The following is a 5,598-nucleotide window of genomic DNA, read 5'->3' on the forward strand; positions in this document are numbered from 1 at the left end:
CGTCGGCGGCCGGCCGGGGCGGCGCGGGTGGCGGCGGAATGGGTGCCGGTGCCGGGCGTGGCGGTCAGGGCGGTGAGGACGAGGAGCACCAGCGGCCGAGCTACCTCGTCGAGGCGGACCCGGACAGCGTCTTCGGCACCGAGGAACGCACGGCGCCGCCGGTCATCGGCGAGTGACGGCTTCACCGGGAACGCGACGTCCCCTGTTCCGCGGCGGCTCCCCGTTCCGCGGCGTGCTGCCTCCCCGGGGCACCCCTCCGGGGTCAGTACCGGTCAGTACCGGTGGAAGCGTTCCCGGCGGCCCTGACGCACCAGCCGCAGCCATCGGGCGAACGCCCTGGGGTCGCGTTTGACCCCGACGAAGTAGAGGCCGAAGCGCAGCAACTCCAGTGCACCGAGTTTGCGCATGCCCGGCTGGGAGAGCAGGAAGCCCCGGTTGCGGTAGGTGTAGTAGCGCTTGACGTCGTTCTCCGGGTCCTGCGCGTGGAACCGACCGCCCAGCATCGGCTTGAACTCGTCCGACCCGTTCGGGTGCAGGTACGCGGTGCGCAGCGACGTCCCGAACGGCAGGCCCGAGCGCACCAGCCTCCGGTGCAGCTCGACCTCGTCGCCGCGGACGAACAGCCGCAGGTCCGGCACCCCGGTGACCTCCAGCGCGGAGGCGCGGAACAGCGCGCCGTTCATCAGCGAGGCGATGCCCGGCAGGAAGTCGTCCCCCAGTTCGTCGGCCGAGCGCTTCCAGGTCAGGCCGCGCCGCAGGGGAAACGCCAACCGGTCCGGGCTGTCGATGTTGGCGACCACCGGGGACACCTCGGCCAGGTCCCGGCGCCGCGCCTCCTCCAACAGCACGCGCAGCACGTCCTCGTCGGCGGGCCTGCCGTCGTCGTCGGCCAGCCACACCCACTCCGCGCCGAGCGCGAGTGCGTGCAGCATGCCGAGCGCGAAGCCGCCCGCGCCGCCGAGGTTGCGGTGCGAGGGCAGGTAGGTCGACGGGACGGGGCAGTCGGCGACCACGTCCCGGGCGGGCCGGTCCGGGCCGTTGTCCACCACGACGAGGTGGTCGACCGGCCTGGTCTGGGACGTGACCACCTTCAGCGACTCGGCGAGCAGGTCACGGCGGTGCCGGGTGACCACGACCGCCACGACCGCGTCGGCACCCAGCGGCTCCGGAACCTCGTTGCCCGGGTCCGTCTCCGGCACGGGGCCCCCGTCAGGCATCGCTCGCCGCCGCTTGGCCGATGCGGTCCAGCGCGGCCTGGTCGAGGTTCTCGAACGGGTCCCGGCCCTTGTACGCGGTGATGACCTCCCGCAGTGACCCCTGCATCCGCAACTGTCCCTCGTCCATCCAGATCGCCGAGGTGCACATCTCCAGCAGTAGGTCGTCCTGGTGGGACGCGAAGACCAGCAGACCCGAGCGGCGCACCAGGTCCACGAGCCGGTCGCGTGCCTTGTTCAGGAACGCGGCGTCCACGGCGCCGATGCCCTCGTCGAGCAGCAGGATCTCCGGGTCGATGGAGGTCACCACGCCGAGCGCCAGCCGCACCCGCATTCCGGTGGAGTAGGTGCGCAGCGGCATCGACAGGTAGTCACCCAGCTCGGTGAACTCGGCGATGTCGTCGACGCGCTTCTCCATCTGCTTGCGCGACATGCCCAGATACAGCCCGCGGATCAGGATGTTCTCGTAGCCGGAGATCTCCTGATCCATGCCGACACCGAGGTCGAAGACCGGCGCCACCCGGCCGTTGATCCGGGCCGCGCCCCGGGTGGGTTCGTAGATGCCGGACAGCAGCCGCAGCAGCGTGGACTTGCCCGCGCCGTTGTGCCCGACCAGGGCCACCCGGTCGCCGGTGGACAGCGACAGGGTGATGTCGTGCAGGGCCTCGATGATCGGGACCCGGCTCTCGGTGCCGATCTTGCCGCCGACCTTGCCGAGAACCTTCTTCTTCAGCGACCGGCTCTTCGCGTCGAAGATCGGGAAGTCGACCGCGGCGTTCCAGACGTCAATGCTGACCATGTTCGTCACACCCAATACGCGACACGGGCACGGTAGTTGCGCAGCACCAGAAGGGCCAGGAGCCACCCGACGACGGTGATGCCGCCGACGATCGCCCAGTGGTGCCAGCTCTGCTGGTTACCGATGAGCGGGGCCCGCACGATCTGGATGAAGTGGTAGAGCGGGTTCAGCTCGGCCACGTAGTTCCGCCAGTCCGGCGCCGTGTCCCCGAAGCGGTCCTTGAGGATGTCGGTGGACCAGACGATCGGCGTCATGAAGAACAGCAGGTTGATGAAGCTGGACACCACCTGGGGGATGTCCCGGAACCGGGTGGAGGCGATCCCGAACAGCATCACCACCCACCCGGCGTTGATCGCCAGCAGCGCGAACCCGGGGACCGCCAGCAGGGCGTTCCAGCCCAGGCCCGGGTGCTGGATCCCGTTCTCCAGCAGCGTGTACCCGGGTGTGGTGACCGCTCCCCAGAAGATCCCGATCACGACGAAGTACACGACCAGGTTGTGCGCGAACATGATCGTCTGCCGCCACACCGTGCGCAGCACGTACACCGACAACGGTGCGGGCAGGTGCTTGATCAGCCCGTCGTTCGAGATGAACGTGTCGGTGCCCTCGGTGAGACAGCCCAGCAGGAAGTTCCAGACGATGAAGCCCGTCGTGATGTAGGGCAGGAACGTCGAGATCTGCGAGCCGAACAGCTCCGCGTACAGGATGCCCAGGCCCAGTGCGGTGATCCCCATGCTGATGGTGATCCACAGCGGGCCGAGCACTGACCGGCGGTAGCGCTGCTTGATGTCCTGCCAGGCCAGATGACCCCAGAGTTCGGTCTGTCTCGCCCCGCTGGTCATGTCGGTGAAGGCACGTCCGAACGACCTGCTGTCCGGGCGGGGAGGTGCCGACGTCATCGTGGCCGTTTCCGTGGGATCGACAGTGCTTGTGGCGTGCACGGGATATGAGGGTACTGGCGACCGTCGGCGGCGATCGGGCGGTCCGGTACAACCGACCCGGGTGGTCGCGACCTGCGCGTTCTCACCTCGTGAAGACGATGTGAACCCGGTGTGGCCCCCCGTCGTCGCGGTGGCCGGTCGGCGTACCGGCGCGACACGGATTGTTGATCTTTGATTACGGTTCGCGCACGAACGAGACTCCTGATAGCTTCCGCCGCATGGACGCGGGTGTCGTCACACCGAACCTGACGGTGGAGCTGCTGCGGGTCTACGCCGACCGCCCGCGGCCGCGTTCGGTGGCCGTGGTGGGTCCGCGGCCGGTGCCTGCGGACCCCGGGCGCGCCACCGCGATCGACGCGTGTGACCTCGTCATCCGGGTGGGTGAGTACGTGTGCGACGAACCCGACGGGCCGCCCGCGGTGGGGGTGCGGACGCACGCCGTGGTCTTCGACCGTGCGCTGCGGGCGACGAAATGGGTCTTCGCCGACTACCGGTCGAAGCTCTACCTCCTGGTGGAATCCGGTCCGGCGTACCCGGATCCACGGGACCTGCCGCGGTGGTGGCCGGTCGACCTCGGCTTCGTTCCGGTGCCCGCCCGGGAGTTCATCCGGCCGCTGATCCGTGCGCTCGCCCCGACGCACCCGGCGGACGCCCCGGACACCGTCGCGGAGCGGGACGGGCCGGACCGCGGCACACCGGGTCCGGAGACACCCGCCACCGGGACGGTGGCCGCCTGGATCGCCAGGACCTCGTTCCCCGACGCCGAACTGGTGCTCGCGGGCCTCGGTCCCGGGGGCTCCGGTCCCGGGGACGACCCGCGGCCCGCGGAGGACGCGCTGCTCGACTCCTGGGTCGGCACCGGGACCGCACGGTTGCTGCCATGACGGGTCCGGCGGAGGGAACACGGTCGGCCCCGCGGGGGCGAGGGGGAGCTCTCCCGACAACGCGACGCCATCCGAAGGAGCGACCATGACGTCACTCAACCCGTTGAGACTGCTCCGCGACGGTGTGGGCGATCGGCTCGCCCGGTTCGTCGACCTGCGCGTCGAGGACCGCACGCGGGACCGGTTGGACGGGCATGACACCCGGCTGACCGACCACCGGCGCCGGATCGCCGTGCTGGAGGAGGCGCTGGGACGGGCCCGGGACGAGCTCGACCGGACCACCGGCGAGGTGCAGCGCCTCCTGCCGCACGTCGCGGCCCAGGAGGGGCGACTGGAGGACCTGCGCGACCGGATCACCTGGAACGCCGGGTCGCCCACCGGCGAGTCGGAGATCGCGGAGGCGCGCATGCTGGTGGAGGCCATCCGGCGGCAACACGCGCAGGTGCGCGTGCGGCTGTCCGGCATCGCGATGTACGAGGAGCGGCTGCGCAGGCTGGAGGACGACCGGGACGCCGCCGCGCACACCGCGTCCGGGAAAACGGGGGCCCCGGACCGGGGCCCGTCGGGCACCGGCTCCCGCCGGGGCGGCGCGGCGAACGGGACCGGGGCACCCGGCGCGGTGTCCGCGGAGGTTCCGGCACACGCCGACGGGGACACGGGGGACGCCACGAACGGCTTCGGCGGTGACCCCGGCGATGCCGACCCGGCACCGGACGGGAGTTCGTCCGCCCCGGACGCGGAGGGGTAGCGTCGGGTGGGCGTCCCGCGGCGCGACTCCGCCGACGCCGACCCTCCTGCTTCCCACGAACGAGAAGGCGGTGCGGGTGAGCACCACCCCCGAGGCCGGTGACGCCGGCGGACCGGCCCGTTTCCCCGCGACCCGGACCGGGACCCGGCGTGGTGCGGGTCGGGTGGCCTGGACGGCCCTGGTGGTCGCGCTGGCCGCGGTGTTCGCCGCCGGGGTCTTCGCGGCGTGGGATTTCACCGTGGACGAGGTCTTCGTCGTCCTCCGCTACAGCGAGCACCTGGCCGACGGGCACGGTCCCGTCTGGAACCCGGGCGGTGCCGCCGTGGACGGCACGCCCGGCCTCGGCTGGGCCGCCCTCCTCGCCCCGTTCGCGGCGCTCGGGCCGGACCCGCAGCTCGTCGCGACGGTGTTGTCGGTGCTGCTCGGGGCCGCGGTACTGGGCGGTCTGCTGGTCAGTGCGGGCCGGTCGGCCGGACTGCCCGCCGCACTGGTGGCCGGGGCGGCGTTCACCCTGTTCCTGCCGACCTACTTCCACCTCACGGCCGGGCTGGAGACGGCGGCGCTGACGGCCGTCGTGTTCCGCGCGACGGTGGTCGGTCTCGGCGTCGTCGCCGGGCGCCCGGTGCGGGCGTGGGAGCCACCGACCTGGGTCCTGCTGGCCGGGGTACTGCGGCCGGAAGGCGTGCTGATGACCCTGCCGCCGCTGGTGGTGTGGCTGTGGGGACGGCGACGGGACCGCCGCGCCTGGTTCTGGACCGGCTCGGTCGCCGCCCTCGGGGTGGCGTTCGTGGTGTGGCACTGGCTCTTCTACGGCCGCCCCCTGCCCGGTAGCGGTCGGATCCCCGCCGGAGGCGTGGCGGGCGGCGCCGACGCGATGTGGTTCGAGGACACGCTGCTCGCGTTCGCACCGCTGGTCGTGCTCACCGGCGTCCTGCTGGTACGCCGCGCGACGCGCGCCGCCGGGGCGCTCCTCGCGGCCGTGGTGGCCGCCGGGTGGGTCGGGTACGTGCTC

General features: G+C 71.9%; 5 protein-coding genes and 1 pseudogene. 3 read left to right on the forward strand and 3 right to left on the reverse strand.

Translation table 11 applies throughout. From position 1 onward, the window contains the following. Window positions 1–272: 272 nt before the first annotated feature. Genes glfT1 through wzm form a run of 3 tightly spaced genes read right to left on the reverse strand, consistent with a single transcriptional unit; the run spans window position 273 to window position 2,912 of the window. Window positions 273–1,199, reverse strand: a complete 927-nt coding sequence (glfT1, locus tag SACPADRAFT_RS0215475) for a galactofuranosyltransferase GlfT1 (RefSeq protein WP_324604543.1) — start codon at window positions 1,197–1,199, stop codon at window positions 273–275. Between the two features lie 10 nt (window positions 1,200–1,209). Further along, window positions 1,210–2,013 carry a galactan export ABC transporter ATP-binding subunit Wzt/RfbE gene (gene wzt, locus SACPADRAFT_RS0215480; RefSeq protein WP_007026253.1) on the reverse strand — a complete coding sequence of 268 codons (804 nt, stop codon included), beginning with the start codon at window positions 2,011–2,013 and terminating at the stop codon, window positions 1,210–1,212. Between the two features lie 5 nt (window positions 2,014–2,018). Further along, window positions 2,019–2,912: a galactan export ABC transporter permease subunit Wzm/RfbD gene (gene wzm / locus SACPADRAFT_RS0215485; RefSeq protein ID WP_007026254.1), complete on the reverse strand. Its 894-nt coding sequence runs from the start codon at window positions 2,910–2,912 to the stop codon at window positions 2,019–2,021. Window positions 2,913–3,172: 260 nt separating this feature from the next. Here wzm and SACPADRAFT_RS0215490 point away from each other — a divergent pair, with 260 nt between their 5' ends. The 3 genes and pseudogenes from SACPADRAFT_RS0215490 to SACPADRAFT_RS34035 form a co-directional block, all read left to right on the forward strand. Then, window positions 3,173–3,838 carry a hypothetical protein gene (locus SACPADRAFT_RS0215490; RefSeq protein ID WP_007026255.1) on the forward strand — a complete coding sequence of 222 codons (666 nt, stop codon included), beginning with the start codon at window positions 3,173–3,175 and terminating at the stop codon, window positions 3,836–3,838. Between the two features lie 85 nt (window positions 3,839–3,923). Beyond that, window positions 3,924–4,586, forward strand: coding sequence for a hypothetical protein (locus SACPADRAFT_RS34425; protein ID WP_007026256.1), 663 nt, complete (start codon window positions 3,924–3,926; stop codon window positions 4,584–4,586). A gap of 76 nt (window positions 4,587–4,662) precedes the next feature. Continuing rightward, window positions 4,663–5,598, forward strand: a pseudogene (locus SACPADRAFT_RS34035) (hypothetical protein); the annotation flags it as partial.

It is taken from the genome of Saccharomonospora iraqiensis subsp. paurometabolica YIM 90007, from assembly GCF_000231035.2.
Classification (GTDB): domain Bacteria; phylum Actinomycetota; class Actinomycetes; order Mycobacteriales; family Pseudonocardiaceae; genus Saccharomonospora; species Saccharomonospora paurometabolica.

Excerpts from the sequence above, each read along its gene's own strand:
- wzt (WP_007026253.1), bottom strand. The coding sequence starts at position 2,013 with ATGGTCAGCATTGACGTCTGGAACGCCGCGGTCGACTTCCCGATCTTC.
- wzm (WP_007026254.1), bottom strand. The coding sequence starts at position 2,912 with ATGACGTCGGCACCTCCCCGCCCGGACAGCAGGTCGTTCGGACGTGCC.
- SACPADRAFT_RS0215490 (WP_007026255.1), top strand. The coding sequence starts at position 3,173 with ATGGACGCGGGTGTCGTCACACCGAACCTGACGGTGGAGCTGCTGCGG.
- SACPADRAFT_RS34425 (WP_007026256.1), top strand. The coding sequence starts at position 3,924 with ATGACGTCACTCAACCCGTTGAGACTGCTCCGCGACGGTGTGGGCGAT.